This window comes from Streptomyces smyrnaeus (genome assembly GCF_017676345.1).
Classification (GTDB): Bacteria; Actinomycetota; Actinomycetes; order Streptomycetales; family Streptomycetaceae; genus Streptomyces; species Streptomyces smyrnaeus.
In genome coordinates this window covers 271,257-297,753 of the sequence record NZ_JAFFZM010000004.1, presented here as the reverse complement: position 1 = coordinate 297,753, position 26,497 = coordinate 271,257, and the positions used below count along the sequence as shown (strand labels likewise).

At 69.3% G+C, this 26,497-nt stretch carries 24 protein-coding genes; 10 read left to right on the top strand and 14 right to left on the bottom strand.

Annotated features, from left to right (window positions below):
• Position 1 precedes the first annotated feature (1 nt).
• The 6 genes from JW613_RS09375 to JW613_RS09350 form a co-directional block, all read right to left on the bottom strand.
• Positions 2–883, bottom strand: coding sequence for a shikimate dehydrogenase (locus JW613_RS09375; protein WP_209210236.1), 882 nt, complete (start codon positions 881–883; stop codon positions 2–4).
• A 152-nt stretch (positions 884–1,035) separates the two neighbouring features.
• Positions 1,036–2,475, bottom strand: a complete 1,440-nt coding sequence (locus tag JW613_RS09370) for an MFS transporter (protein ID WP_209210235.1) — start codon at positions 2,473–2,475, stop codon at positions 1,036–1,038.
• Positions 2,476–2,794: 319 nt separating this feature from the next.
• Entirely contained in the window at positions 2,795–3,463 is a 669-nt protein-coding gene (locus tag JW613_RS09365; RefSeq protein WP_209210234.1) for a TetR/AcrR family transcriptional regulator, read from the bottom strand.
• Between the two features lie 371 nt (positions 3,464–3,834).
• Positions 3,835–4,389, bottom strand: coding sequence for an RICIN domain-containing protein (locus JW613_RS09360; RefSeq protein WP_245225250.1), 555 nt, complete (start codon positions 4,387–4,389; stop codon positions 3,835–3,837).
• Positions 4,390–4,397: 8 nt separating this feature from the next.
• Positions 4,398–5,039 carry an RICIN domain-containing protein gene (locus JW613_RS09355; protein WP_209210232.1) on the bottom strand — a complete coding sequence of 214 codons (642 nt, stop codon included), beginning with the start codon at positions 5,037–5,039 and terminating at the stop codon, positions 4,398–4,400.
• A 256-nt stretch (positions 5,040–5,295) separates the two neighbouring features.
• Positions 5,296–5,811 (bottom strand): hypothetical protein, encoded by a 516-nt coding sequence (locus JW613_RS09350; RefSeq protein ID WP_209210231.1) that lies wholly within the window; start codon positions 5,809–5,811, stop codon positions 5,296–5,298.
• A 305-nt stretch (positions 5,812–6,116) separates the two neighbouring features.
• Between JW613_RS09350 and JW613_RS09345 the strand changes: the two genes are divergently transcribed.
• Positions 6,117–6,524, top strand: coding sequence for a YciI family protein (locus tag JW613_RS09345; protein ID WP_209210230.1), 408 nt, complete (start codon positions 6,117–6,119; stop codon positions 6,522–6,524).
• A 348-nt stretch (positions 6,525–6,872) separates the two neighbouring features.
• On the opposite strand, the gene JW613_RS09340 is transcribed toward JW613_RS09345, so the two are convergent.
• Positions 6,873–8,009: a Rieske 2Fe-2S domain-containing protein gene (locus JW613_RS09340; RefSeq protein WP_209210229.1), complete on the bottom strand. Its 1,137-nt coding sequence runs from the start codon at positions 8,007–8,009 to the stop codon at positions 6,873–6,875.
• Positions 8,010–8,726: 717 nt separating this feature from the next.
• On the opposite strand from JW613_RS09340, the gene JW613_RS09335 reads away from it, so the two are divergent.
• On the top strand, positions 8,727–9,239 hold the full coding sequence (locus JW613_RS09335) for a DNA-directed RNA polymerase subunit beta family protein (RefSeq protein ID WP_209210228.1): 513 nt from the start codon (positions 8,727–8,729) through the stop codon (positions 9,237–9,239).
• Between the two features lie 362 nt (positions 9,240–9,601).
• Here the strand turns inward: JW613_RS09335 and JW613_RS09330 are convergent, their stop codons facing one another.
• Entirely contained in the window at positions 9,602–10,138 is a 537-nt protein-coding gene (locus JW613_RS09330; RefSeq protein WP_209210227.1) for a hypothetical protein, read from the bottom strand.
• A gap of 337 nt (positions 10,139–10,475) precedes the next feature.
• Entirely contained in the window at positions 10,476–11,255 is a 780-nt protein-coding gene (locus JW613_RS09325) for a DUF1963 domain-containing protein (RefSeq protein WP_209210226.1), read from the bottom strand.
• Positions 11,256–11,482: 227 nt separating this feature from the next.
• On the opposite strand from JW613_RS09325, the gene JW613_RS35695 reads away from it, so the two are divergent.
• Together JW613_RS35695 and JW613_RS09320 are read left to right on the top strand one after the other, a co-directional pair.
• Entirely contained in the window at positions 11,483–11,899 is a 417-nt protein-coding gene (locus JW613_RS35695) for a hypothetical protein (protein ID WP_245225249.1), read from the top strand.
• Positions 11,821–13,353 (top strand): CASTOR/POLLUX-related putative ion channel, encoded by a 1,533-nt coding sequence (locus tag JW613_RS09320; RefSeq protein ID WP_245225248.1) that lies wholly within the window; start codon positions 11,821–11,823, stop codon positions 13,351–13,353. Before JW613_RS35695 ends, JW613_RS09320 begins: the two co-directional genes overlap by 79 nt.
• 199 nt (positions 13,354–13,552) lie before the next feature.
• Here JW613_RS09320 and JW613_RS09315 read toward each other — a convergent pair whose 3' ends face one another.
• Positions 13,553–14,815, bottom strand: a complete 1,263-nt coding sequence (locus JW613_RS09315) for an FG-GAP repeat domain-containing protein (RefSeq protein ID WP_245225247.1) — start codon at positions 14,813–14,815, stop codon at positions 13,553–13,555.
• On the opposite strand from JW613_RS09315, the gene JW613_RS36315 reads away from it, so the two are divergent.
• The 3 genes from JW613_RS36315 to JW613_RS09305 all read left to right on the top strand — a co-directional run bounded on the left by JW613_RS36315 (position 14,814) and on the right by JW613_RS09305 (position 17,316).
• Positions 14,814–14,948 carry a hypothetical protein gene (locus JW613_RS36315; protein WP_280635120.1) on the top strand — a complete coding sequence of 45 codons (135 nt, stop codon included), beginning with the start codon at positions 14,814–14,816 and terminating at the stop codon, positions 14,946–14,948. The two genes, JW613_RS09315 and JW613_RS36315, sit on opposite strands and share 2 nt — an antisense overlap.
• Positions 14,949–15,405: 457 nt before the next feature.
• On the top strand, positions 15,406–16,719 hold the full coding sequence (locus JW613_RS09310; RefSeq protein ID WP_209210224.1) for a hydroxymethylglutaryl-coenzyme A reductase family protein: 1,314 nt from the start codon (positions 15,406–15,408) through the stop codon (positions 16,717–16,719).
• Between the two features lie 66 nt (positions 16,720–16,785).
• A complete protein-coding gene (locus JW613_RS09305) occupies positions 16,786–17,316 on the top strand; it encodes a GNAT family N-acetyltransferase (protein WP_209210223.1) in 531 nt (176 codons plus the stop codon).
• 167 nt (positions 17,317–17,483) lie between these two features.
• Here JW613_RS09305 and JW613_RS09300 read toward each other — a convergent pair whose 3' ends face one another.
• Together JW613_RS09300 and JW613_RS09295 are read right to left on the bottom strand one after the other, a co-directional pair.
• The gene (locus tag JW613_RS09300; protein WP_209210222.1) at positions 17,484–17,954 is read right to left on the bottom strand and encodes a DUF5959 family protein; all 471 of its coding nucleotides are present in this window, start codon (positions 17,952–17,954) and stop codon (positions 17,484–17,486) included.
• Positions 17,955–18,226: 272 nt separating this feature from the next.
• Positions 18,227–19,216, bottom strand: a complete 990-nt coding sequence (locus JW613_RS09295) for a threonine ammonia-lyase (protein ID WP_209210221.1) — start codon at positions 19,214–19,216, stop codon at positions 18,227–18,229.
• Positions 19,217–19,772: 556 nt separating this feature from the next.
• Here JW613_RS09295 and JW613_RS36310 point away from each other — a divergent pair.
• The gene (locus JW613_RS36310) at positions 19,773–22,241 is read left to right on the top strand and encodes a hypothetical protein (RefSeq protein WP_209210220.1); all 2,469 of its coding nucleotides are present in this window, start codon (positions 19,773–19,775) and stop codon (positions 22,239–22,241) included.
• 85 nt (positions 22,242–22,326) lie between these two features.
• On the opposite strand, the gene JW613_RS09285 is transcribed toward JW613_RS36310, so the two are convergent.
• Both JW613_RS09285 and JW613_RS09280 read right to left on the bottom strand, forming a co-directional pair.
• Positions 22,327–23,235 (bottom strand): PDR/VanB family oxidoreductase, encoded by a 909-nt coding sequence (locus JW613_RS09285; RefSeq protein WP_209210329.1) that lies wholly within the window; start codon positions 23,233–23,235, stop codon positions 22,327–22,329.
• A 41-nt stretch (positions 23,236–23,276) separates the two neighbouring features.
• Positions 23,277–23,906 (bottom strand): MSMEG_1061 family FMN-dependent PPOX-type flavoprotein, encoded by a 630-nt coding sequence (locus JW613_RS09280; RefSeq protein ID WP_209210219.1) that lies wholly within the window; start codon positions 23,904–23,906, stop codon positions 23,277–23,279.
• A gap of 197 nt (positions 23,907–24,103) precedes the next feature.
• Here JW613_RS09280 and JW613_RS09275 point away from each other — a divergent pair, with 197 nt between their 5' ends.
• Entirely contained in the window at positions 24,104–24,739 is a 636-nt protein-coding gene (locus JW613_RS09275) for a TetR/AcrR family transcriptional regulator (protein WP_209210328.1), read from the top strand.
• 121 nt (positions 24,740–24,860) lie between these two features.
• Positions 24,861–26,411: an FG-GAP repeat protein gene (locus tag JW613_RS09270; RefSeq protein ID WP_209210218.1), complete on the top strand. Its 1,551-nt coding sequence runs from the start codon at positions 24,861–24,863 to the stop codon at positions 26,409–26,411.
• Positions 26,412–26,497: the final 86 nt, after the last annotated feature.

Here is a 26,497-nt window from a genome sequence, read left to right as displayed (position 1 = left end):
CTCATCCCGCCGGGGCGCCGACGAGGTCGGCGAGGTCGGCGAGCATCCGCTCCGGGTGGGGTTCCCTGCCGGTGAAGAGGCGGAATGCGTCGGCAGCCTGGAAGACCGCCATACCGCCGCCGTCGAGCGTGCGGCAGCCCAGGTTCGTGGCCGCGCGCAGCAGGGCGGTCTCCAGCGGCCGGTACACCACCTCCGCCACCCACAGCTCCGGCCGCAGCAGTTCCACGGGTAGGGGGAGGCCGGGGTGGGTCTCCATCCCGGTGGGTGTGGCGTGCACCAGGCCGTCCGCTTCCACGAGTCGGCTCTTCAGCCCGGCCGGGGAGAAATGGTCGGCACGCCCCTTTCCGAAGTGGGAGCCGAGCGCGCGGGCGAGCGATGCGGCCCGCTCCTCGTCGGTGTCGACCACGGTGAGCCGGTCGGTGCCCAGGGTGAGCAACGCGTGGGCGACGGCGGCTCCGGCCCCGCCCGCGCCGAGCTGCACCACGCTGCCGGTCGGCGCGCCTGGCAGACCGCGCGCGAAGGACTGGGCGAAACCCGTGACATCGGTGTTCTGCCCGACAGCGAGCCCGTCACGGAACACCACCGTGTTGACGGCGCCGAGCCGGGCCGCCTCGGGGGCCAGTTCGTCGAGGTGCGCGGTCACGACCTGCTTGCAGGGGTGCGTGATGTTGAGGCCGTCGAAGCCGAGGAGGCGCGCTGCGCGCAGCACTTCGCCGACGGCCTCGGGGCCGGCCCCGAGCACGTCCAGGTCGAGGATGCGGTACAGGAGACGCAGCCCGTGCCGGTCGCCCTCGCGCTCGTGCAGCGCCGGGCTCAACGAGGGGCGGATGCCGGTTCCGATCAGGCCGGTGAGGTACGAGGGGGCGGGTGAGGGCGTGGTCATCGCTGCTCTTTCCTGGTGACGAGTGGGCACCGGGTGCGGGTGGGCGGCGGCACGGGCGCCCTGTGCTGTTCGTGTCCGGCACCTCCGTGACCTGACACCTGGCCGTCCCCCAGGCACGGTCGGGGGGGACGGCCACGGACGCGGGGGCGTACTCAGGCCGAAACCGACTTCGCCGCGCTGGTGGAGCCGTTCGGTTTCGTCGAGCCGTTCGGCCTCGTGGAGCCGCTGGGTGCTGCGCTGTCCGGCTTCTCGCCGAGCCGGCCGGTCGGCACCCGGTACGTCTCGCGGGCGCTCGCGATCGTAAGGGAGCACACGGCGCAGATGGCGGCCGTGAAGATCGCGACGCCGAGCCAGTCGTCGCCGTCCGGCCCCGCGATCTGTTCGGCGAAGGTGACGGCGAATCCGGCGACGGCGAAGCCGATCTGTGTGCCGATGGCCACCCCCGAGAGCCGCACGCGAGCTGGGAACATCTCTCCGTAGAGCGAGGGCCAGATGCCGTTGGCCGCGCTGTAGACGACGCCGAAGAAGAGGATGCCGGTGAGGAAGATCAGCGGGTAGCTGCCCGCGGAGATCGCCCACAGATAGGCGAAGACCAGGATGCCGGAACCGAGGGAACCGGTGAGGAAGACCGGCTTGCGCCCGATCCGGTCCGCGAGCTTCGCCCACAGGGGGATGGCGAGCAGCGCGACAGCGTTGGAGACAGCGCCGACCCACAGCATCGTGGACTTCTCCAGTCCGACGGTGTCGCCGGTCGCGAACGCCAGGGCCCAGACCGTGAAGACGGTGCTGACGGTCGCGATGAGCGCCCCGCCGATGACGCGCAGCACGTCGGCCCAGTGGTGGCGCAGCAGGTCTGCGAGGGGAAGCCGGGAGACCTCGTCGCTCGCGGACACCTCCTCGAATACGGGGGTCTCCTCCAGATTGCGGCGGATGAGATAGCCGACGACCGAGACGGCGATGCTCAGCAGGAACGGGATGCGCCAACCCCAGGTGTAGAGCTGCGCGTCGGGCAGGGCCGCCACCGGTATGAAGACCAGGGTCGCCAGAATCTGACCGGCCTGGGTGCCGTTGAGGGTGAAACTGGTGTAGTAGCCCCGGCGGTGCTCGGGAGCGTGTTCCAGCGTCATCGAGTTGGCGCTCGCCTGCTCGCCCGCGGCAGAGAGCCCCTGCAGGACGCGCATCAGGACGAGCAGCACGGGTGCGGCGGTACCGATCTGCGCGTAGGTGGGAAGGCAGCCTATGACGAAGGTCGACAGGCCCATGAGGATCAGGGTGAAGACCATGATCTTGCGCCGTCCGAGCCGGTCACCGACGTGGCCGAGGATCAGTGCCCCGATGGGGCGGGCGGCATAAGCCACGCCGAAGGTCGCCATCGAGATCAGCGTGGCGGTTGCCGGGTCGTCAGGGTCGAAGAAGACCTTGGGGAAGAAGAGTGCGGCGGCGCTGCCGTAGATAAAGAAGTCGTAGTACTCCAGCGCGCTGCCGATCCACGCGGCGACGGCCGCCTTGCGGGGCCTGCCACGTGTTGCCGCGGGCGGCGCGGCGGAAGGGTCCGGGGGCGGTTCCGACGGGGCATGCGAGCGAGGGGACACACGTGCTCCTGTGGGGACGGCCACCTGCGCTCCTCGCTCTTTCTCTTCGCTGGGAGCTGCCTGGTGGGTCGGGTGAAAAGGACGGCGGCGGGGCCCGCCCAGGGGTTTCCGTGGCGGGCCGGAACCGTCGGTGGCCTCCGGTCCGGGCGGGCGCGGGGCAAGTAACGTACTAGTTAGTTAATTGCGCTGGCACGGATCGTGGACCTCCCCCTGCCCGCTGTCAAGACATCGTGCGGGAACAGCCCTATCGGGAGCGCGGAGACGCATATGGCCGGGCGGGGGTCGGCTGAACGGGCGGGGGTCGTCCGTCCGGACGGGCTCAGCGCTCTCGCGCAGTGTCCCCGGTGAGATAGGCGAGGACCATGTCGCCGAGCATCGTGCGGTAGTGCTGCCGCCGGTCGGCCGCGGTCAGATCGCGGCCGAAGAGGGCGCCGAAGGTGTGCCGGTTCGCGACCCGGAAGAAGCAGAACGAGCTGATCATCGCGTGCAGGTCCACCGCGTCGACGTCAGCCGTGAACACGCCCTGCGCGCGGCCCTCTTCGAGGATGCGGCCGATGACCTCGATGGCGGGCGAACTGAGTTCGCTCAGCGTCGCGGAGCCGATGATGTGCTCGGCCTCGTGGATGTTCTCGATGCTCACCAGCCGGATGAAGTCCGGGTGCTCCTCATGGTGGTCGAAGGTCAGCTCGGCCAGACGGCGGATGGCGGCGACCGGGTCCAGGTGCCCTACGTCGAGCCCCTGTTCCTGTTGCCGGATGACCGCGTAGGCCCGCTCCAGCACCGCCGTGAAGAGCTGCTCCTTGCCGCCGAAGTAGTAGTAGATCATCCGCTTCGTGGTGTGGATACGGGCGGCGATCACGTCGACGCGGGCGCCGGTGTATCCGAGCCGAGCGAACTCCTCGGTCGCGACGTCCAGGATCTCCGCCCGCGTACGGGCCGCGTCGCGCTGCCGTCCGGAGGAATGCGTCGGCGGGGGCGCGGCGGTCATGCGGCTCCTTGCGGGACGGGGATCGACGCGGCCAGTCTAAAGACTGTCCGACGGAGCACCCGAGGAGCTTTCGGTGGTGCGGTGGGCTCCATGCGCCTCGCGGGAGCGATCATCGCTTGCGACAGACCTATGCCGAAGAGCTCCCGGCGGTCGGGCCGGGCGACGACGAAATGCCGTACCAGTCGTCGGAAGCGGCCCGCATCCGTCAGCGCACGGAGCAGCCCGAGGCTCCGGGGATGAGCGCTCGTGCGGCCCCGCGCGGGACCGCGCGAGCGACGCGCGGTGGCGGCGTACGGGCCGGGCCGACCTGTACGCCGCCGGTGCCGCCCGTGTGAAGCGGGCGGGTCAGACGACCGCGCCGAGCAGCGGGGTCAGGCGCTGCGGGTCAGATCCCATTGCTGGTTCGCCTTCCGGTGACACGACCACTGGATGACGTTGGCGTTGTTCGCCTTGCTGGCTCCCTGCACGTCCACGCACTTCTTCCGGCTGAGCGGCTTGGCGTACAGGGGCGTCCGGCTCATCCGGCCCGGGGTGAAGGCGAAGGACTGGTTGGTCGCGCCCACACAGGTGTATTGGTTGATGTTCGCCCCGTTGGCGCCGCTGGCACCGTGGACCGTGAGGCACTTTCCGCTGTTGACGTTCTGCAGGACCACGCTCGCCAGCGACTGGTCCCCGCCGGTCATCACCATGCGCCACTGCTGGTTCCGGGCGCCGACACACTTGTACTGGTTGACGGTCGCATTGTTAGCCCCGCTGGCCCGGTAGACGGTCAGGCACTTGCCGCTGTTCTTGTTGACGATGTACCTGACCGTACTGTCCTGCACAGCAGTCGACCGGTCAGGCGCGGCGTCCGCGGCGCTGCTGCCCGACGCGGCCAGCGAGACCGTCGCCACGGCCGCGGCCAGGACCGTTCCGGCTCGTTTCATCCCCGAAGTCATCCGCGCCCCACCCACTTCTGGTTGTTCCTGCCGTTGCAGCTCCACACGATCACCTGTGCGTTGTCCGCCTTGCTCGCTCCCCGTACGTCCAGGCAGCGGTCCCCTGTGCTGCTGCCTGCGCTGGGGTTCATGGACCCTTCCGCGTAGGGGGCGAGCGAGAACCAGATCTGGTCCCGGGAGCCGCCGCAGGTCCGCTGGACCGCCGGGGTGCCCTTGGCCGTGCTGCCTCCGCGGAGGGCGAGGCACTTGCCGCTGTGGTAGGCCATGAACCGGCGGGCGACGCCGCCCTGGTTGTAGGTCACCCACCACTGGTTCCTGGCGCCGGACACGCACCGGTACTGGTTGACGACCGCGTTCTCCGCCTTGGACGCGCCCCGCACAGTCAGGCACTTACCGCTGTGCTTCACCCTGAGATAGAAGATGTTGTCGTTCCCGGCCACCGACTTCATCTCGGTGCCGGCGAACGGACTCCCCCGTTCTGCCGCCTTGTCCACTCCCCCGGTCCCCGTGCGGGCCCCGGCGGTACGCTCTTCGGCCGGAGCGGTCCCGCCTTGTTGAGGCAGGGCCGCGGCGGACCCGGAAAGCGTCGCCACCGCGACCGCGCCTGTCGCAGCCAGCAGCGCTGCTGTTCTGCGCATATGTGTCCATCCCCCTCTTTCTCCGGTCTCACGATCGTCGCCAGACACTACGAGGGGGCAACGCACCCGACATCCGGTGTGGGGTTGAACCACGAGGTAAACCTGGGCGGTACCGGATGAACCCGCAGCGGTACCGGTGACGACTCCCGCGGGGATCGCTCCTACATGCGCAGACGCGGTTTCGAAACGAAAGTTCCGGTACCAGCGGACCGTCTCCGAGAGGAAGCGCCCGCCCCACAGCCTTCTGTGACGCGCCTCAGTCGGCGCGGCCCGTCGTGGCTGCCACGGCGGCCCGGATCTCCGCGGAGAGTTGGGCCGCGTCCTCGGTGTAGCCGGTCAGCAGTAGCCGACCGCCGTCCCGCAGCCGAATGACCAGGTGGACGTTCCATCCCATGAGTCTGCCCAGGGCGTGATCCTGCCCGCGCTCGACCACGCGGCGGACCACCGTCCATGGCAGCACCAGGGTTTCCCCCGTCCGCCGGTAGACCAGCCCGTCCTCTCGCAGCACGAACACCTCGCCGTGCCGCCGCAGGGTTCGCAACCCGCTGGAGACTCCGCCGTAGAGCCCGACGAGCGCACCGCCCCACAGGAGTCCGGCCACTGACGCGCCGCTCCCGTCCTCGGAGAAGACGGCGATGGTCACCGGGAAGGCGATGACGGCGAACACCAAGCCGACCAACAGCGCGACGATCGATACGCGCCCGCGACGCCCATTGTCCGTCGGGTGGTTGCGGATGAAGGCGCCCAGCGCGCGCTCCGCCTCGGTGGCCATGGATTCCCCCCTTGGAGCCCTGACTCCAGACTTGCCAGTCTGCGGGGCGGCAGAGTGGAGGACAAGGGGCCGGGGCGCCCCCCGCGAAGCCTTCCGCCTTTCCGTGTTTGATCGGTGCCGGGCTCCGCAGCCCTCCCCTCCGTCACGCTGTGCGCCGGGCTCATCCATGCTCAGCCGGGCTCACCCAGCTCCTCCACAAGAGCCGGGAAAAAAGATCGGACGGTGATGTCGAGAATCGGTGTCCTGCTCCGTCCCAGGGGTGAACGCGACCACAATGGGCCGCACGAGCACCGAGGAGAGCCACGATGGCCAAGTATCTGCTGCTGAAGCACTACCGAGGCGCCCCGGCCGCGATCAACGACGTGCCGATGGACCGGTGGAGCCCCGAGGAGATCTCGGCACACATCCAGTACATGAACGACTTCGCGGCCCGGCTGGAGAAGACCGGCGAGTTCGTCGACGGCCAGGCACTCGCCCCCGAGGGAGCCTGGGTCCGCTACGACGGCGAGGGACGCCCGCCGGTCACCGACGGACCCTTCGCGGAGACCAAGGACCTCATCGCCGGCTGGATGGTCATCGACGTCGACAGCTACGAACGCGCCGTCGAACTGGCCGGGGAACTGTCGGCCGCCCCCGGCGCCGGCGGCGAACCGATCCACGAGTGGCTGGAACTGCGCCCGTTCCTGACCGAACCGCCCACCATCACCGAGTGACACCACCGATGGACGAGGCCTTGCCCAGGAGCCCGCGACACGATGCTCACGAGTGCATATGGGCCACGGCGTCCGCGAGGGGTTCGAGCGGCTCGAAAAGTGCTCGGCGCACTGCCCGGTGCGCCCGGTTCCTCGGTCCAGGTGATGCTGCCGCTCGACGACGTGCTTCGGCGAGTGGGCAGTACGGACTGCGGGCCGAGGTGCTGGGAGGCGCCGGGTGGCGCCGACGTCCAGTCCCGCTTGCTCGCCTTCATCGGCCGCGCGCCCTGGTGGACCAGACGGTCGGTCCTGCCGACGGGCGGCTGCCTCACCACTGGCCCTGTGCTGCGTTCCTCGCGGGGCGCTGCCTCAGACACCCAGGGCGGGGCCGCACGCGGCTGCTCCGCTGCTGGGGCGCAACGGGACGCCGTTGCCGCGCAGCACCTCGCGGACGTCCAGGATCAGGGGGAAGACCTCGTGGTTGCGGTCTTCGTTCTGCTCCTCCCACGCCCGCTGCTCGGCCTCGACGGCCATCCGGTCCTCGGCGAACACCCGCTCGGTGAAGCGCCGGATGAGCGGCCAGGCCAGGTGCAGAGCGCCCGGGATACGTGGCTTGGCGATCATGAGGAGGCCGTAGGCATGACATGTGCGCTGCTCGGCGCCTTCGGGAACATATACGGCCCATAGACGGAAGGCTGGGCGTTCGGCGTTCTGCGGAACCAGGTCGAGAGTCTGGTACGGGTAGTCCGTACGGATGATCATGGTGTCGGAGGAGCCTCTGCGGCCGGTGCCCTCGGTGGCCAGCAGTTCGGCGCCGCGGTTGCGCTTCCCGCCGACGTGCGTGAACAGGTAGCGGGCCTCCACCGACCGCGTTCCGGTCCGGGACTCCAGCAGTTGGGGGTGAAGCTTTCCGACGACGCCCCGGTGGAGGAACTGGTGGTTCATGTCCAGCAGATTCTCGTGCATGAACGAGTAGTGGCAGCGCACCGGTCGGCAGAAGGTCATGGTCTTGTACGCCGGTGAGCCGAACGCCGGCAACTCGGGCAACGCGGTGAGCGCCGCCTTCTCCGGGGCCCCTGGAAAGACGAACACCAGCCCGTAAGCCTCACGAACGGGGTAACCGCGCACCCCGCGCGGCGGCCGGCCGTCACCCTTCGACAGATACGGGATCTGTGAGATGCGCCCGTCACCGCGATAGGCCCAGGCGTGATAGCAGCAGCGGAGTGTCTCACCTTCCACGACGCCCATGCTCAACGGCACCTGCCGGTGGGCGCACCTGTCCTCCAGCGCATGGACGGCGCCGTTCTCCCCGCGGTAGAGGGCGATGCGCTCGCCGGCGAACGCGGTCGCGATCACCTGGCCCGTACGGACCTTCCGGGACAGCGCGACGGGATACCAGTAGTCCGGATTCGCACCGACACGTCTGAGGTCGGACAGGCCGGATTCCGGCTGGGGATGCACCGGGCTCCGACCACTGCCGGCCCGGTCGGAATCGATCTCGGTCATGCCTCACCCCTACAGCGGAGATGTACCGTCAGCTGCGGTCACCGGGCACGGCATGCACCAGCCATTCACGGGTGCGACCGAGGTCCCTCGTCTGCCATCCTCGCGGGTTCCCGCCGCCATGTCGTCCTCGGCACGCCCAGCGGGGTGAGCCGGAGTGCCTGGAGCCGTAGCGGGGGCCGGTACGCCGGTACGGGGGTGGTTTCCGGCCCCGTCCACCCGTTCACCCGTCCGCCCCGCGCGCGGCGGTACGCCACTGGCCGCCACGCCGCGGCGGCGCCCGCCGGGGCGCGGCATCGCCGCCTTACAGCCCGACCTCAACCCGGTCGAGGGCACCCGGTCCGCCCTGTGACGCACCACCGCGGCCAACCGCGCCTTGGCCGACCTTGATGAAAGGTCAGTACTCACGAAACTGCTGCCGTTCGGCGGCCGGCCCGCCTCCCTGTGCACCGCGTGCCCAGGTCGTACCGCAGGGAGGCAACAGCCCGTCAGCCCTTTGGGCCCCGCAAGTTCAACCACAGTAGGAGCCGCCCGCACGCAGTTCCATCGACCGATCTCGATTATGAATCGTCTCTCTTTTACGTGTCACCTACTCGTGCGACCTTCCATGTTTACACCCCCTGCTTCACTCTTGCAGGCTTCTTGAGGTGTCTGCGAGTTTGTGTCCCTACTTCGCGGGGAGATTTGTGATGTTGAAATCGTCAAGCGGAGGAGGTGCGCATGAAAGCCAAGATGGCGGGAGCTGCGGCTTTCCTCGTCGTTGCGACAGCGTTGTCGGCGCCCGCAGAGGCATACAGCCCTTTGCCGACGCCCAACAAGAATTACCGCCTAGTTAATGCGAACCTGGGAACGGCACAATGCTTCGAGGACCGGGGGCGTGCCGAACAAGTGTACTTGGTTTCGGGGGATGCATGTAAAGGCGATCAAGCCGTCTGGTCCTTCCTGCAAGAAACCCCTGCATTTGTAATGCGCTTGAAGAATGCCCGTTGGCACGGATGCATTGACTACCGGGACAAGGAGGACGTGCACACAGGAACCTGCGATCCTGAACAGGGGAATCCGGCGACGCTGCGGCTCGAAAAAAGGACCGATTGGACGACGGGTCAAGGTTTCTGGATCATTGCGGAGGGCAAGTGTCTCACGCCACAGACAGATTTTCCCCCCGCAGGCGTGCGATTCATGAAGTGTGAGGAAGGTATTGGCGCTCAAGAATGGATTGCGCTGCCTGTCTGACGCTCGGTCTTCGGTGCCGGAGGGGGGCATCGATGGCCTGCTCCACGCGGAAGCCTTTACTGGCCTTGAGCACATGGTGAGTTGCTGGTGGGGTGCGGATGAGCCCAGTTCCTGCACGGCAGCCGTCGAAGGTCGGCCTGGGCGGGGTGCGGCACAGGATCGACCGGACGCCCTCGGCCGGTTCAGATCGGGCGGCCGGGGCAGGAACTGGTGGACGGCCGACCAGTCGCTTGGAGTGCGAACGCCCCACCTCGGTGGTCAGACGAGCCGAGTCGTCACCATGAGCAAACCAGTCAGCCGCCCGAATCCACACTCGCTCCCACCCCCGAAACGCCGAGGCGCAGCTCGCAGTGCGCCTCGGATCAACGTGGTTTTTCGAAGATCTCGATCTCTTTTCCGCAGAACCCTGAAACGGCATTACCCGCGACACAGAACCTGACCACGACGCTCTTTCCGTGGGTAGGACTATATTTACCCCTCCCGGCCAAAGTATCCGTTGTCCGCTGGAACCTTCCGTTTGAAGGATCGTCGCGGCCTGGATAAATGTACGTCGTACGCTTGATGTCGCTCCGCCCACCACCATATTCACGGGACCAGTGTTCGATGTAGCCGTAGGTGGCGTCGCTCCGGTACAGCAACTCCACGTCTGCGGTTACCAGGTAGCTGTCCTTTCCGAACCGGACCTCGCCGCCAGGGTCTCCGATGGTGTGAAGGCACCCCGGGAAGATCCAGCCGTTGCAGTGGCCTCCCTGGAAGGGCCGCACCGTGTCGGCATCGGCAGATGTTGCGGTCGCCACTGAGAGCAACAGGGCAGCCCCTACGACGCCGGTCGTATGACGGACTTTACGCAGGACGCTTACCATCCGCACCCCCTCGAATTTTTGCGTGAACACCGGCACCCCGGTATTCCCATCGAGAGAGACATTCCCTGGTGAAACAGCTCATGAAACATGCAGCGAGCAAGGCGCTCTCGGAAACCAGACCACTGATCTGGTTTTCTTTATTTCCGGCTTGATGGTTGTTGCTGCGCACGACTCGCGGTGTCGAGGAACTGACGGCTGTTCATTCACCGGCGTTCCACTCATGTGCGAGGCCGCTGCAACCGGCCCCCGACGGCCCCGGACGGCATGTCCGGGGCCCCGAAGGTAGGCAGGAGCAGGTTTCAGGCAGGCGGAAATCGCGGCGCGGCAGGTGGGTCCCAGCCGGTTGTGCTTCCAGGGCGGACGCGGGCGGTTGTCACATGCCGACATGGCCGTAGACGCGGTCGAACCGCAGGGACGCCAGATCCTGTCGGCGGATCAGCCAGCTGATGACGCCCAAGTCCAGTTCCGCCACGTCCGCGTCGCACCGCCAAGTGGCCAACAGCACCCATTCGTCGGCGTCCTCGGCCTCCGGCTCGCTGTCGCGCGCCAGGACGAGCGGATCGTCGTTGATGACGATCGGGTGGCCGCCGAGCGCGAACGTCCAGACGGGCCACGAGCCCCCTACGTGCGTCCAGGCGCTCTGCAGCTCGTCGGCGAGTTCGTACTGTTCGTCGTCGGGCTCCTCCCACCGTGCTTCGGCGAAGCTCTCCGGGTCGGGCGGGGAGAGGTGATGCCAAGTCGTGCACATCTCCTGCGGCGCGAACGGCTCATGCCCGGTGTCGGCACGGGCGGCTGTCGGCGTATGCGCGGAGACATGGCGCACGGCGTCGGAAACCGGTCCGGTGAAGCCCGGGTCGGGATCCGCGAAGAAGAGCAGGTGGCCGTCGGAGGGGAGGGGAAGTCCGGCGGCGCCGGGCGGGAGGAGCGCGCAGTCGACGGAGGCGACGAAGGGGAAGGACGGATCGGGCGCGTCCACCGGTAGCAGCGGGGCGCCGCCCAACCGGGCCGAAACCGGGCCGTCACCGCCACTCGCCCAGTACACGCCCGGCAGGGCCCGCCGTATCCATGTGTCCACCTCGTCCGTCGGCAACCCCCGGGAGGCTGCCTCGGCGCGGAAGCGGTTGACTCTGTCGGTGTTCCAGTCATCGAGCACGGCGTCACCCTAGACGGTGAGTTCGATCTAGGTGGTGCGTTCGATGTCGGTCGCGGCCGCAGCCATGGGGAAGAGTGCCCGTCGGCTCGGGTGGGCAACAGGGCTCGACCGCACCGCCTCTGACCAGGGCGGCCGAGCGTCCGGTGCCGACCCGGGGCGCGCCCCGAACCCTTCCGCATGGCAAGATCGTCGCGGGGCGGGCAGTCAAGGTCGGGATGGGGCTCGGGGTGCGGTTACGCGAACGGTTGCGGTACTGGTTCGACGGCACGATGGACCGGGGTACGCCCGCGCTGATCGGCTGGTTGGCGCTCGCCTCCGCCGGGCTGATCGTGGTCGTCGCCACGTCGGTGATGCTCTTCACCGACGAGGACACCGAAGCGCACGGCGGATGGCTCGGTGTGGCGTGGATGAGCCTGCTGCGCACGCTCGACCCGGGCACCATGGGTGACGACACCGGACGTCCGGTCTTCCTGGCCCTCATGCTGACGGTGACGATCGGCGGGATCTTCATCGTCAGTGCGCTGATCGGTGTGCTGACAACGGGACTGACGCCCGGATCGAGCAGTTGCGGAAGGGCAGGTCGCGGCTCTTCGAGCGGGGTCACACGATCGTCCTGGGCTGGTCGGAGCAGATCTTCACGGTGATCGATGAGCTGGTCGAGGCCAACCAGAGCGAGCGCCGCTCCTGCGTGGTGGTGCTCGCCGACCGGGACAAGGTCTCCACGGAGGAGCAGATCCGGCTTCGGGTGCCCAGAACGGGAAGGACGCGGGTGATCTGCCGATCGGGCAATCCACTCAAGCGCGCGGACCTGGAGCTGGTCAGCCCGGACACCAGCAAGGCCATCATGGTGCTGCCGCCCACGGATCTCGAGGCGGACACCATGGTCATCAAGACGCTGCTGGTGCTGAACAACCGCGCCTGGCGCAGCCCACGGCCCCATGTGGTGGCCGCGGTACAGGACTCGGACAACCTCGCGGCAGCGCGTCTGGCGGCGGGCGAACACGGTGTGGTGATCGACGCCGACGACATCGCCGTTCGCTTCATCGTGCAGTCCCACCGGCAGACCGGCCTGTCCACCGTCTGCAACGAGCTGCTCAGCTTCTACGGCAGTGAGCTCTACATCCGCGCCGAGCCCTCCCTCACCGGGGTGACGTACGGCGAGGCGCTGCACCGCTACGAGCTGGGCACTCCCGTGGGGCTGCGCCGCACCGACGGCCAGCTCCTGCTCAACCCGCCGATGGACACCGTCATCGGCGAGGACGACGGTGTCATAGTGCTCGCCGAGGACGACCTGTTCATCAAGCTCGCGACCAGGCACCCGGCCCGGATCGTCGAGGAAGCGCTGGCCTGCGCCGAGCCTCCGGATCTGACTCCGGACCGCACCCTGCTGATCGGCTGGAACGGACGCGTTCCGAAGATCATCGAGCTGCTGGACAGTTTCGTCGAACCCGGCTCGGCGCTGGACATCGCGGCCTCGCACCGTCCGGCGGCGGATGTGCTGGGTCCGTACGAGAACCTCACCGTGGGCTACAAACCCTGCCGGCCCACCAGCAGGCGCTCGCTGGAGGCCCTCGACCCGGGCAGCTACCAGCACGTCCTGATGCTCTCCGACGAGAGCACCGACGCGGAGCAGGCGGACAACCGCACCCTGGTGACCCTGCTCCACCTGCGCGACATCGAGAACCGGCTGGGTGACCCGTACTCGATCGTCACGGAGATGAACGAGGACAGCAACCGCGAGGTCGCCCAGGTCACCAGGGCCGACGACTTCATTGTCAGCTCGAAGTTGATCAGCCTGATGCTGGCGCAACTCACCGAGAACCGGCACCTCCACGACGTGCTGATCGATCTCTTCGACCCCGCGGGCTCCGAGATCTACCTCAAGCCCGCGACCCGCTACCTCAAGTCCGGCGCCAAGGCGAACTTCGCGACGGTCATCGAGGCCGCCCGCCGCCTCGGTGAGACCGCCGTCGGGTACCGGCTGGGCGCTGAGCGTGGCGCTCCCCCGGCCTACGGCGTGCACCTCAATCCGCCGAAGGCCGCTCGGCTCCGCCTGACGGAGGAGGACCACATCATCGTGCTCGCCGAGGAGGAATGAGGCGGAGGCCGCCGCCCCTCGCCGTCCAGGTGGTCGACGGCGACGATGTGTCGAGGTTGTCGACGATGTGCTGGACAGGCAACTCGGCGGGGTCGCACCGGCACTTCCGCCGCATGCTCGAGGAGGCCGGAGTGGGCCACGTTGTCGGGCTGCCGGGATCGCAGCAGGTCGCGTCGCTCACAGGGGCCTGGCGCCTCGCTCAGCCGGCCGGCGACGCTCCTGAGGACGGAGTGCGCGCAGCGAACCCTGTGGTGGCGAAGGACGCCTTGTCCCGGGACGTCGTGCCGTCGGTGATCCACCAGTGCGTCGGGACATCACCGTAGAGGCCGAACGTGGTACCGGACCCCCAGTTCATGATCAGCTCGTCTTTGCCGTCGCTGTTGAAGTCCGCCGCCCCCGCGGGCCGGGCGTGCCGCCATTTCGCGGGCGTCTTCCGACCGTTCGCCCGCGCAGGCCCGTCGCGCCGGACGCGGGTGCGTTCATCGCCGTCGATGAGCGTGCCCCCTTCGTACGTGGCGACCAGGATGCCGTCGCGGCCGTCGCCGTCCGGGTCGGCGGCCACGAAACCGCCGGGTCCGTAGCCGGTGGCCGCGCCCTTGGGTGCCTTGGGCAGCCGGTGGGTGACCGGTGCGCCGCCCTTGCCGGGGTATACGGTGAGCGATCCGTCGACTTCGGGTGCCTCCGTCTCAAAACCTGGCTCGTTGTTCCGGCTGCCGTCGTCACCGATCACCACGTCGCGCTGCCCGTCGCCGTCGAAGTCGCCGAACGTGTGGGCGTTTCCACGGCGCAGCTGCTTTCCGTTCTGGGACAGGCCGGTGCCGCGGCGGGCCGTATAGAGGGTGTTGCCGGACTGCTCACCATCGCCGACCGCATGGATCAACAGGGGTGTCGCGCGCGGCTTTCCGGAAGGGTCGATCTCGTCTGCGACGAGTCGGCTGTACTCCTCTGCCAGGCGGGTATCGGTACGCGCCGGCGCACCGGACCGGGTGAACGGACCGTACAGCAGCACCACGGACGAACGGTCGAGCCCGAGCGCCGCGAGATCGTGGTGCCCGTCACCGTCGAAGTCGCCGCGCACAACGGATTCCACGCCCAGCTTCGAGACGCTCTGCGGAAGCCGGACCGGGGTCGCCCCGGACCGCTTCGTCGGCCCGTGGGGTCCGCCCCAGGTCACATACGCGACGCTGCGCGCCGCAGTGATCTTCCCAGCTGTCACGCGCTCGCCCGCGACGGTTGTGACGAAGTCCGGGAAGCCGTCGCCGTCCAGATCGGCGGTGACAAACTTGTCCGCCTCGACGGCGTCGCGGACGGCGTTCTCCGCCGGACGGGGCAGGCCCAGGTCCCGGGCTCCGTAGACCGTGCGCGTCGAGGGGGAGAGGCCCTTGGCGGAGCCGTAGACCACACCGACCCGCTCGTCGCGGCTCCGGGCGCCCCGGTCGCCGCCGGTGGAGACCGGAACCATGAGGTCGCGATATCCGTCACCGTTGATGTCGTCCGGATCCTTCGATCCCTTCCCGGGGGACGGCGACCGGCTCTCGGCGGGCGCGCTGGGCTCCTCGGCAGCCGGCGTCCCGCCGTTGGAGGCGGACGGCTGATGGCCCGTTCCGCCCCTGCCGCATCCGGTGAGCGGGGTGAGCAGAACACAGATGCCCACAGCAACGGCTGATACAGCGGTACGGGACCTCATGCGCCTCACCCTCGCACCGTGCGCGGTGCCGACTCCAGCCCGACGGGACGGCTGTTGCCCAGTTGTTGTCGGTCAAGCCGCACCCGGCCCGCTGACGCCGGACGCTGCGAGGCTCGGTGCCCGGAGGGTTGTCGAGGCTCCACACCAGGAGGGGGTGAGGGCGGTGCGAACGTGGGGACGGTGCGCGGAGAGTAATTCTGCACCGCGCATTTCACAAAGGTGCGGGTTCAACACATTCACGCATCCGTACCCTGGAGCGGCTCCCTTTCAGTCGGTGCCTATGAGACCGATGGAAGGAGCCCACTCCGCCGCTTGATTCGGCAAGGGCCCGCGTAAGACGACAGACACACCACCGTGGAGTCCCCATGCACCCCAAACCCGATACCGGCGACACGTCTTCCATTCCTGCGCGCGACAGCCACACAGAGGCCGCGCGACAAGTGCGGCTGGACTGGTTGCGCTCAAGGACAGAAATGCCGCTGGCGCCTCTGGAACACTTGCAGATGCGTGCGGAAGACCTCGCCAACAACGTGGAGAACCTCATCGGTGCGGTGGAAGTCCCCGTCGGGCTCGCCGGGCCACTGCTCTTCGCAGGCACGCATGCTTCCGGCAGGCTGTACGCGCCCTTGGCCACCACCGAGGGTGCGCTGGTCGCCTCGGCCTCACGCGGCGCCAGTGCCCTCTCACGGTCCGGTGGCGTGCGTACGCATGCGGTGGCACAGCTCATGACCCGGGCGCCGGTCTTCCAACTCGGCTCCCTCGGCGAGGCCGCCTCGTTCGCGGAGTGGATCACCGACCGTCTTGAAGAGCTGCGCACCCAAGCGGTCCGAGTCTCCCGCCACGCCGTACTCGTCGGCGTCCGCCCGGTGATGACCGGCCGCACCGTGCACCTGGTCTTCTCGTACGAGACCGGCGATGCCGCGGGCCAGAACATGACCTCGGCTTGCACTTGGCACGTATGTCAGTGGACTCTCGCCCGCTTCCCCGCGGAAACCGGGACGGAAATCGACCGCTTCCGGATCGAGGGGAATCTGAGTGGGGACAAGAAGGTCACCTACCACAGCTTTCTCAACGGCCGCGGCACCCGCGTGGTCGCGGAGGCCGACGTCTGTGCCGACGCCTTGCGCAACGTACTCAAGACCACACCGGAAGACCTGCTGGAGACGCACCGAATCCAGCGCGGCGGAGGCGTGCACGGCGGCATGGTCGGCAACAACGCCTGCGTCGCCAATACCGTCGCCGGAATGTTCACCGCACTTGGACAGGACATCGCCTCGGTGCACGAATCCAGCCTCGGCCACCTCGAGCTGGAGCCCGCGGGCGACGGCGTGCGGGCCACGATGGTGCTGCCCGCCCTCATCGTGGGCACGGTCGGCGGCGGTACCGGGCTTCCCGCCCAGCACGCCCTGCTGGACATGCTCGGCTGTGCCGGACAAGACGGGCAACCCCGCCTCGCCGAGATCGTCGCGGGATTCGCACTCGCCCTCGATCTGTCCACGCTGGCCGCCGTCAGCGCCGACGAGTTCGTTGCCGCACATGAACGCCTGGGACGCAACCGCCCCTCGCATGTCCCCGCTCCCCCACACCGAGACGGCGACGGCGACGGCGACGGCGACCGCGACCGCGACCGCGACCGCGACCGCGACCGCGACCGCGACCGCGAGAACAGCTCGGTGTGACGTCCTGACGTCACCGCCGCCCCCCACTCCCGCCCGGCAGTGCAGTGCAGTGCCTAGGCTTCTGCCGTGAACGACACCCCGCATGGCATACGGATAAGACCAGGCAGCCTGGCCGACGCACCGGCCATCCTGGACATGCTCGACTCCGCGGTGATCTGGATGAACCAGCGTGGCAATACGGAACAGTGGGGCACGACGCCGCATTCGCAGAGGCCCGACGGGATGGCGCGGGTCGAACGGTATGTGACCGAGAACGTCCCGTACGTCGCCGAGTTGGACGGCGCCCCTGTCGGAGCCATGGTGTTGGACTGCGGACCCAGTCCGCAGATGCCGATCGCGCCGGCCGAGGAACCCGAGCGCTACATCCGGTTGCTGGTCTCCGACCGACGGTACGCCGGCATGGGCATCGGAGCAGCACTGCTGGCCCATGCCGTCGAGGAGACCCGGCGGGTCGGCGTGGAACTGCTGCGGGTCGACTGCTGGGCGGGCGGCGGAGGCGAACTGGTCGCGTTCTACGAGCGCAACGGTTTCACCCCCGTCAGCCGTTTCCTGTCCGAGTCCTGGCCAGGACAGGTGCTGGCACGACGGGTCGGCTGACGGCGCGCAGGGGCAGGTCGCCGTTCGACAGGGTGTCGGCGACAAGGAGGGCGCGGCGCCCGGCCTGTGATCGCCGGCCTTTGATCGCCGGCCTTTGATCCGCGTACGTATCTGATGGCTGCCGAACCGAACTCGCGATGTCGGTCAGGTCGACTGTGGTGCCGAACTCAGTGTCGGTGCTCCGGACTCCACTCGTAGACCGCGGATGCAGTTTCCACGACCTCTTTGGGCCAGGCTTGCCGAACGTGCTGCAGTCGGTCGTGGTGTTCTGCGATCCAGTCCTCGGAGGTGCGGATCGTCAACGCCGTGGTGAGGCGGTCGGGATCCTCGACCCACACAGAGACCGATCGTTCGTCATTCACATGGATCCCCAGTTCGAGGCCCCGGCCCGCGCCGAGGCTCGCGTTGCCACCCGGGCCGAGTTCGGACAGCGACCGCTGCCAGGACGAGAGGTCCTGCTGGGAGAGACACATCTCCAATCGCGCGTCGACGAAGCTCGTGGATATCAGGACATCAGCGCGCAGCAAGTCGTGGCTGGTCAGTACTCCGGGCCGCAAGCGGCCGGTGACGCGCACCAAACAGCGATTGCCGTCCACGTCCTCCAGGTGGATCAGGTCCAACGCCTTCGACTCCGTCACAGCCGGCCTCGCTTCCTCGTACTGGTCTCATGGGCATCCTTCCTCATCGCTGCTCCCTCGCTCGTATGGGACTCAGCCCCCGACATCGTCGCCGTCCGGGCGGCCGACTCCCCCGGCAGCGATGGCTGTCGGACTTCGGCTGCGACGGCACCGTCGTCGAAACCGGCACGGAGTGCTACCGGCCCTCCCGCACGAAGACCAGGCAGCAAGGACCTCCGCGTCCCGTCATGGCGAGCGAGTACCGGGCCGGACCGAGCCGGAGATTGCCGGCATCAGCGCCCGTGGTGGTCGGGAGCCGCACCGACCCAGCGACGATAGGCGTCGACGTCGACGTTGCTGCCACACACGATGATGGCGATGTGTCGGCCGGCGAAGCGGGCGCGGTCTTCGAGGATCGCCGCGATGCCGAGCGCGGCCGACGGTTCGACGACGAGGCCGGCGTGGTCGAGGAGCATCCGCATACCGGCGATGATCGACGCCTCCTGGACCAGGATTGCGTCGTCAGCAACCAGGAGGAGATCGTCCAGAACGGCCGGGATGGGACGCCGGCCGGCGACGCCGTCAGCGATCGTATCGGTCGAGTCGGTCGTGACGACGCGCCGCTCGCGCCACGAGCGTGTCATCGCGGGTGCGCCCAGCGGCTGGACGCAGATCACCTCGACTCCGGGGGCAAGGGCCTTCATCACATGGCCCACGCCGCCGGCCAGTGCCCCGCCGCCGAGAGCGATCAGGACGGTGTCGAACGACGGTACGGGCGCGCTGTCGACCAGTTCCAGGCCGATGGTCGCGGCGCCCTCGCAGGTCTCGATGTCCAGGCTGTCTTCGAGCAGTCGGGTGCCGTCGCGCCGGGCGATGGCCGCCGCCCGGTCGCGAGCCATCTCGTGATCGCCGTCCACCAGTTCCAGCGTGGCGTCCAGTGCGCGGATGCGGTCGAGCTTGGCCGCAGTCGCGAAGCGGGACGCCACGACGGTGACGTCGAGCCCCCGGCCGCGACCCGACCAGGCGAGGGCTTGGCCGAGGTTGCCCGCGCTGGCGCACACCACAGCTCGCGGGCCATGATCAGCGAGCAGGCTCGTGACGATCTCGGTGCCGCGGGCCTTGAAGCTGCGGACAGGGTTCGCCGTTTCGAGCTTGATGCTCACCGCACAGCCGAGGCCGGGCTCCAGCGGCTCGCAGCGGAACAGCGGAGTGTCGAGAAAAATCGGATCGATCATCCGGCGAGCCGCCCGGATCCGAGCAGTGTCGAGACGTGTCTCGGGCATGACACAGCAGCATAGCGCCGCCTGCACAGTCGGTATCGAGATGATCACGGTCATACCGGGTGCGTTCGTCGCGGACGCCCGCAAGTAGCTGGAATACCGACCTGGCCACAGGTGACAGCTTCCTTGTCGGCACACGGCACACGGCAGACCTTGTTGTTCGGGTGGCAACAGGGGGCCGCTGAACAACTCGAACGGTGCTGTCCTCGATTGAGTCGGCAAGCAGGTTGCCGCACGCGGAGGCGCAGCAGTTGCGGGCGGACGGGGTCGGCCCCAGATGCGAGCCCGCCGGCGTCGCCGCACCCCAAGAGATGAAGACCTTGCCGTGCCATGTCCCGTGACGCACGGGCCGGCGCGCATCGTCCAGCCTGAGGAGGCGCCACGAATGCATCTGCGGAAAGTCCCGGATTCCCCTGGCGGACCCCCGCACGCGCCGGCACGTTCCCGTTCGTCGGAGGCTCACGCGGCACCGGCCTGTCTGGTGATGGTCAGTGACTACCGCCTGGCTCACTCCGTCGCCGCGGGAATGCGGTCGCGGTTGGTCGAGACGGGTAGCGACATGCCCGTGCTCCTGGCGCCCATGTACGGGCACGAGTTCGCCGCGCCGGGGGCGGCATGGCGGCTGCGGGCCTGGTGGGATGTGCAGGCCACCGGTGTGGAGCTGTCCGCAGCCACGTTGCTGATCGTCGGTGTCGAGGAAGAGGAGCTTGCCGGGCTCGGGCGCGTCGCGTACGTGGCGGTGCCGCCGGGGCAGACACGGGCGTGCCCGTCCCCGCGCGGCGGTCCGGTGATCGAGGTTCCGGCGGCCACGATAGGTGAGCTGATCGACGCCGTCGGGTCCAGCATGATCGGTGCCGGTGATCGCGACGAGCCGGCGAAAGGGGCACGGTCGGTCATCGCGTTCCCCCAGTCGGAGCGACACGCCAAGCCGCTGTGGAGCCACCAGCTGGTGCGCACTGCGGGAGCGCTGGGGGTCGGTGCGTGGCTGTTCTCGGCGTCCATCCAGCCGGGCCAGGCCCAGGCCGCGGACCATTCCTCGCTCCCTCAGCAGCAGCACACGAACCGGGCAGCCGCGCAGCAGGCCCACCCGCACGCCGGAGCGGAAACCGTGCCGACGTCGGCTGCGGGCCCCGGAGTGCCGGGCCCGCAGCAGGACCGGCCCGGAACGCCGGCCGCTGTTTCCGGCTCGTCCCCATCAGGTGAACCCCCGGCCACCGCGACCCCCTCGGCTCCGGCGGCTCCGGCCGCCCCTGTGGTCGGCCAGGACGCCCCCGCCGACCCGCCCGCTCCCCCTGAGGACGGTCCTCGGCCCGATGAGTCGATCGTCAACCACCGCGCGAACGAGCCCGCCCCCGGCCCCGCCTGGAAATGGGGTGATTTCGGAGGCCGCACGGCCGAGGGAGTGGTCGCGGGAAGCGGTACCGGCGCGGTGGCAGGCCCCAAGGGGGCGTCGGCCGGCGGGATCCTGGGCGGTCTGTGGAACGCCAGCGCGTACCTCAGCCAGTACCCCGACGTGGTGCGGGCTCTCAATCAGTCACAGCCCGGCTGGATCCCGCCCGAGCCCTCGAAAGATCCGCTCAACCCGGCGTTCCGACCCACCCGGGGCGAGGTGTCCGCCGGCGTCGCCAAACCACCGGGCAGCGACAAGAAGCCCCCCTACCTCGGCCAATCCGGCACACCCGCCGGCGACTTCACCAAGGACGTCGGTTACGGGGGCGCCGTCGGCACCGTCCTCGGGTTCGGGAACAAGAAGTACTCCGGGGTCACGGGCCGATTGGGTATCGCCGGGGGCCTGGGCGTGTACGCGAAGAACCACCCGGACCAGGTGCAAGCCCTGGCCGACACTCTGCGCGAGGCCGAGCCGGGGTATGCCACCGGGAAGGTGCTCGCAGAGAAGCGGGCACTGGAACCGACGCCCGCAGAGATCTCCGCCGGCGTTGCACCCCCTCCCGGCCCCTCAGCCGCAGCCCGGATACTGAAGACCCTGCGCGAGGCCGAACCCGGATACGCCACAGGACAAGCACTCGCAGAACAACGGGCACAGCAACCGACACCCGCAGAGATCTCCGCCGGCGTAGCACCCCCTCCCGGCCCCTCAGCCGCAGCCCAAATACTGAAGACCCTGCGCGAGGCCGAACCCGGATACGCCACAGGACAAGCACTCGCAGAACAACGGGGACTACAGCCGACACCGGAGGGAACGGGTGCCGCCGCGCCACCGGCTCCGCCGCCCGCTCCGGTGCCGGTGCCGGCACCGCCGCCGGCACCAGGCCCTGAAGCCAATCCGGCGCCCGGTCCGGTGGAACCGGCACCGGCACCCGCACCTGCCCCGCCACCAGCGGCGCCCCCGACTCCGGATGCCCCGGCCCCAGCGCCCGGTCCTGAGGCCCAGCTGCCCGCACCGGCACCGGCACCGGCACCGGCACCCGCACCCGCACCCGCACCCGCACCCGCACCCGCACCCGCACCCGCACCCGAGCCTGCGCCTGCGCCGGTGCCCGAACCCGCGCCGTCACCGGAACCCGCACCAGCGCCTGCGTCCGCGCCGGAACCGGCGCCCGAACCGGCACCTGCGCCCGTACCGGAACCCGCACCCCAACCCGAGCCGGCGCCCGAACCTGCTCCCGAACCGGAGCCCGCGCCTGAGCCGGCGCCCGAGCCCGCACCGGCACCCGAGCCCGAACCTGCGCCCGAACCCGCACCCGCACCTGAGCCCGCACCCGAACCCGCACCCGAACCCGAACCCGCACCCGAACCCGCGCCGGAACCCGAGCCCGCACCGGAGCCCGAACCAGAGCCCGCGCCCGAACCCGCACCGGAACCCGAACCCGCACCCGAGCCCGAACCGGCGCCGGAACCCGAACCCGCACCCGAGCCCGAACCCGAACCCGCACCCGAACCGGCGCCGGAACCCGAGCCCGCACCGGAGCCCGAACCAGAGCCCGCGCCTGAGCCGGCGCCCGAGCCCGAACCTGCGCCGGAGCCCGCACCCGCGCCGCCGCCGGCGCCTGCCCCGCCGGCGGGCTGACTCCGTCTCGCTCGCTGCCGCCCTGCGCGTCTTGGCGGCAGCGAGCCCTCTCGTGGACGAGTCACCGGTCGCTGCTGGTGACGGGTCACAGGTCCAGGACGAGGCGCGGGGACGAGGCGCGGGACACACAGGCGTACATACGGCCCGCGGAGGCGCCGATGTCGTCCCGGTGTTCGGGATCGCCGTCCAGGACGGTCAGTTCACAGCTTCCGCAGATCCCCTCGCGGCACCCGGCCACCACAGGGCGCCCCGCATGGGTCAGGGCGTCCAGCAGCGACTCATCGGCCGGTACCCGCACCGTCTGCCCCGACCGGGCGCACACCGCCTCGAACTCCGTGTTGGGGACGAACTGCCGGGGCACCGCGTGGAAGCGCTCCATGCGCAGCCGTTCGGCGGGGAACGCGGCCTTCGCCGCGTCGAGCATCGAGGCGGGGCCGCAGCAGTAGACCAGTGCGCGGGGAGGGAGCATCGAGCCGAGTGCGGCGAGGTCCGGCCTGCCCTCCTGGTCGGTGGCGACGACCCGAACCCGGTCGCCGTATCGGGAGGTCAGTTCGTCGGCGAAGGGCATGGATGCCTTCGACCTGCCCACGTACAGCAGCGAGGCCGGAGTGCCGGAGGCGACGGCCGCGCGCAGCATCGGCATGACGGAGGTGATGCCGATACCGCCGGCGACGAACAGGTATTCCGGGGCGGAGACGAGCGGGAAGTGGTTGCGCGGGAGCGACACGTCGAGTGTGCGCCCACGGCGCAGGAAGCGGTGGATGTACTCCGAGCCGCCCCGGGTGAGTGGGTCGTGGCGGATCGCGATGCGGTAGGCGTCCCGGTCGGCCGGGTCCCCGCACAACGAGTACTGCCGGGTCAGCCAGTTCGGCAGCGCGACGTCGATGTGCGCGCCCGGCTCCCAGGGAGCCAGCGGTCCGGTGGGACCGCGCAGAACGAGGGAGACGACGTCCTCGGCGGCCTGGTCGATGTGGTCGACGACCGTCTGCTGCATCTGTTGTGTCTGTTGCATCGGTGATTCACCCACAGGCATGGTCAGTAAAGCTTCCGGTAGCCCTCTTCGAGGGTCTGGACGAGCGCTGCCGGATCGATGTCGATCCCGAGCTGGGCGGTGACCACCTCGCTCACGGGCGGGATCTCGTCGGCGAGGGCTTGGCTCGCGGGATCCCACAGCCGGGAGCGGATGAGTGCGCGCCCGCAGTGGAAGAAGACCTCGGCCACCTCGACGACGAGCGCCAGCTCCGGCCGCTTCGCCTCGGTCTGCATCCGGGCGAGTACGTCGGGCTCATCAGTGGGATAGGCACGGCCGTTGACCCGCAGGGTCTCCCGCACCCCGGGGACCAGGAAGAGCAGCCCGATCCCGTCGTTCTCGGCGAGGTTGTGGAAGGAGTCGGCCATCTTGTTGCCGGGCCGGTCCGGAAGCGCGAGCGTGCGGTCGTCGAGGACCTTCGCGAACCCCGGGTAGTCGCCACGGGGTGAGCAGTCGGCGAGTCCCGTGGCATCCGCCGTGGCCATGGTCAGGAAGGGCGAGTGCGCAATGAAGCGGCGGGAGTGGTCGTCGATGCGGTCGAGAACCTTGGCCTTGATCATGGCCTCGGGCTCCCCCACTCGGGCGCGGACCTCAGCCGGCGACACCCGCCGGGGGCGCGTACTGGTGTGCGTCACGAGAACTCCTTACGGGCGGATGGCGGACGCCTACGGGCGGATAGCGGCGGGCGGTCGGGACGCGCGTCGCTCCCGGCCCGCTCCCGGATTCCTGCCGACGGCCGTCATGGGCCGCTTCGCAGCAGGTCATGGCACTATTGTGAGCAATTACTCAGGTCGTGCGCTACTCGCTTCCGAGGCGCCGGAGAGGAGGGGTCCTGGTGTCGGGGCACCGCAGACTTCAGCCACGTAAACGGCCGCGCCAGGTGCGGGCCGAGCTCACGCGGCAGCGCATCCTCACCGCGGCTGCTCACGTTTTCGCCGACCACGGCTACGCCGCCGGCACCACCAATCGGATCGCGGAACGGGCCCGGATCTCGATCGGCTCGCTCTACCAGTACTACCCGAACAAGGACGCGATCCTGGTCGAACTGCTGAACCGGCACCTGGAGTCGGGCGTGTCCGCCACCAGACGCCGTATGGCCGAAGGGCTGCCCGACTCCCTCGAAGAGTTCGTCCGCAGCGTCGTGCGCACCTCCATCGAGAATCACCTCGACGACCCGCAACTGCTCCGGGTCCTCGCCGAGCAGGCGCCCCGATCCCCGGAGCTGCTCGAAAAGGTCGCCCAGCACGAGCGCGAACGGGTCGCCTACATCCAGGAGTTGTTCGAGAGGCACCCCGAAGTCCGCGTTGAGGACGTCTACCTGGCCGCACGGCTCTTCGTCTCCACTGCCGAACTCCTGATCCACCAGCTCATCGCCGCGCCGGACCCGGTCGACGGCGCTCGCCTCGAGAACGAACTGGTCGTCATGCTCACCCGCTATCTGACGGCCGCACCGCCCGAAAGCAGCTGACACCTCCCTCTCCGTGCCCGGTGTCACCCCGGGCCCCGTAGGTGTGCTGGTAGACGATCGGGCGGGCCTGGCGGAAGGGATCCCCTACGCTCCCTTCTGACAGAAAGGGAGGGGCCGGGTGATGTTCGAGGGCGCGGAGCGGCACGGTGACAGGAGACGGCCACGGCGGCGGGCGCGGACGGCGGCTGCCGCCACTGCTGTCGTGTCGGCGTCCTGCGCACTGGTGCTGGTGCTCACCGGGTGCGGCGCGTCCGGCACGTCCTCGGACGGCCGGTCCGACTCCTCGGGCGAGCGCCCGCCGGCCGGCAAGGCCGACGACTCCGAAGACGGCCCTGACAGCGGGGACTTCAACGGTGACGGTTATGACGACTACGCCACCGTTGTCCACTCCGCGAGCAAGGACCAGAAGCGCACCAAGGACACCCTGCTGGTGGTCTACGGTTCCAAGAAGGGCCTCAACCGCTCCTGGACGACGCGGGCCGGTGGCCGCTTCCAGCTTCTTCTTCGCACCGATCTGAACGGCGACGGCTTCACCGACCTGGTGACCTCCCGGGCACACGGTGCCGGAACCGAGGCACAGGCCCGGGCCCGGGCTTCTGCGATGTTCGGTGGCCCGCGGGGTCTGACCGGGCCGCGTGCGCTCCAGGTTCCGAAGGGCTTCAGCCCGAAGGCGAGCGGCGACTTCGACGGCGACGGGAAGACCGACCTGTTCGACACGGGCAGCGGCGGGCCCGGCGATCCCGACAGCGATCCCGCTGCACGGGAGGGCAGCACCTCCGCGCGTATCGTCTACGGCCCCGTCGCATCCGCAGGTGAGCAGCGGTCCCGCAAGCACCGGCGCGAGCCCGTCCCACTCGACCTGAGCCAGCACGGGTACGCGGCCCCCGACGGCGCCACAGCAGGCGACTTCGACGCCGACGGCCGCACCGATCTCGTCCTCACCTACGGCTACGACGCCGAGCAGGACGACTCCGCTCCAGCCGATCTCACCCCGGTCGCCTACTACCGGGGCACCGAACGCGGTCTGGCCCGCGACCGCAGCCTCGACGAGTCCCTGCGCCAGGCGCTGGCGGGCGGCCAGGACGGGCCGCGCGCCCCGTCCGTCGGCGACGCGGACGGCGACGGCATCGACGATCTGCTGATGCCGCTCACCGTCCCGGTGTCGTACGCGCAGGAGAAGGCGGGCAAGGGCGGCGGTGTCGGTGTCCTGTACGGCGCCCGCTCCGGTCTCGGCACCGGCAAGCGAACCCTGCGGATCACCCAGGGACGGCACGCCGGCTTCGGCGCCTCCCCGTCGGTGGGGAACGTCAACGGCGACGACCACCCCGACATCGTCGCCAACACCCCCGACTTCCGCCGCCACGACGGCCTGGTCACCCTCCTCCCCGGTGGCCCCGACGGCCCTTCCGCACAGAACGCCCAGGAGATCGACGCCCGGACCAAGGGCCTTCCGGGCACCCCCAACCCGCACCGCTGGAACGCCTTCCACGTCCAGCCCCCGCTGCTCGACACCAACGGTGACGGCCACGACGACGCCCTCGTCTTCGTTCCCCTCTACAACCACCGCAAGGGCGCGTTCCTGGAGATTCCCGGCTCCGAGAAGGGCTTCGCCCCCACCCGTTCCCGCCAGCTCACCCCGTCGGATGTCGGTGTGCCTCTGCGCCTGCGATGACGCGTCCGGGTGCGCGCCCTTGCCACCATCGCCCCCTCCTGCCGCGGCGGCTCGGTTCTGACTGATTCCTTGCGCTTCGGCAGCAG

Excerpts from the sequence above, each read along its gene's own strand:
- JW613_RS09360 (WP_245225250.1), bottom strand. The coding sequence starts at position 4,389 with ATGAAACGAGCCGGAACGGTCCTGGCCGCGGCCGTGGCGACGGTCTCG.
- JW613_RS09310 (WP_209210224.1), top strand. The coding sequence starts at position 15,406 with ATGCACCCCAAACCCGATACCGGCGACACGTCTTCCATTCCTGCGCGC.
- JW613_RS09375 (WP_209210236.1), bottom strand. The coding sequence starts at position 883 with ATGACCACGCCCTCACCCGCCCCCTCGTACCTCACCGGCCTGATCGGA.
- JW613_RS09345 (WP_209210230.1), top strand. The coding sequence starts at position 6,117 with ATGGCCAAGTATCTGCTGCTGAAGCACTACCGAGGCGCCCCGGCCGCG.
- JW613_RS09285 (WP_209210329.1), bottom strand. The coding sequence starts at position 23,235 with ATGCAGCAGACGGTCGTCGACCACATCGACCAGGCCGCCGAGGACGTC.
- JW613_RS36315 (WP_280635120.1), top strand. The coding sequence starts at position 14,814 with ATGAGGTCGCGATATCCGTCACCGTTGATGTCGTCCGGATCCTTCGAT.
- JW613_RS09340 (WP_209210229.1), bottom strand. The coding sequence starts at position 8,009 with ATGACCGAGATCGATTCCGACCGGGCCGGCAGTGGTCGGAGCCCGGTG.
- JW613_RS36310 (WP_209210220.1), top strand. The coding sequence starts at position 19,773 with ATGCCCGTGCTCCTGGCGCCCATGTACGGGCACGAGTTCGCCGCGCCG.
- JW613_RS09335 (WP_209210228.1), top strand. The coding sequence starts at position 8,727 with ATGAAAGCCAAGATGGCGGGAGCTGCGGCTTTCCTCGTCGTTGCGACA.
- JW613_RS09350 (WP_209210231.1), bottom strand. The coding sequence starts at position 5,811 with ATGGCCACCGAGGCGGAGCGCGCGCTGGGCGCCTTCATCCGCAACCAC.
- JW613_RS09365 (WP_209210234.1), bottom strand. The coding sequence starts at position 3,463 with ATGACCGCCGCGCCCCCGCCGACGCATTCCTCCGGACGGCAGCGCGAC.
- JW613_RS09315 (WP_245225247.1), bottom strand. The coding sequence starts at position 14,815 with ATGGTTCCGGTCTCCACCGGCGGCGACCGGGGCGCCCGGAGCCGCGAC.
- JW613_RS09270 (WP_209210218.1), top strand. The coding sequence starts at position 24,861 with ATGTTCGAGGGCGCGGAGCGGCACGGTGACAGGAGACGGCCACGGCGG.
- JW613_RS09355 (WP_209210232.1), bottom strand. The coding sequence starts at position 5,039 with ATGCGCAGAACAGCAGCGCTGCTGGCTGCGACAGGCGCGGTCGCGGTG.
- JW613_RS09295 (WP_209210221.1), bottom strand. The coding sequence starts at position 19,216 with ATGCCCGAGACACGTCTCGACACTGCTCGGATCCGGGCGGCTCGCCGG.